The organism is Polaromonas sp. P1_G1 (assembly GCF_056405595.1).
Genome location: NZ_JBFUBU010000301.1, coordinates 1 through 360 on the forward strand (window position 1 = coordinate 1; position 360 = coordinate 360).

Genomic DNA, 360 nt, shown 5'->3' on the forward strand with positions numbered 1-360 from the left:
CATGGCGTCCAGGATCTGGTGGCCTTCAGAGTCCCACACATAGATGCCTTCGGCGCGCGTGATCACGCGGGCGCCGCGGCTGGCGAGGTCCTTGAAATCGGTGAACGGGTGCAAAAAATGCGCGCTGTCCAGCGACTGAATGAGGTCGGTATCGACAGGGGTATTCATGGCAGTCTTTTCAGATTGAATGAGGGGCTCAGACGTGGAGCAACAAATGCTCCCGCTCCCACGGCGAAATCACTTTCATGAACTCGTCAAACTCCAGCTCCTTGATCTCGGTGTACACCGTCACAAACTCCTTGCCCAAGATCTCGTGCAGGTCCGATTCCTTGCGCAACCAGTCCAGCGCCTCGCCCAAGC

At 57.5% G+C, this 360-nt stretch carries 2 pseudogenes; both read right to left on the minus strand.

What is annotated here, in order from left to right:
- Window positions 1-168, minus strand: a pseudogene (locus AC1D1Y_RS26945) (aspartate aminotransferase family protein); the annotation flags it as partial.
- 28 nt (window positions 169-196) lie between these two features.
- Window positions 197-360, minus strand: a pseudogene (locus AC1D1Y_RS26950) (glutamine synthetase); the annotation flags it as partial.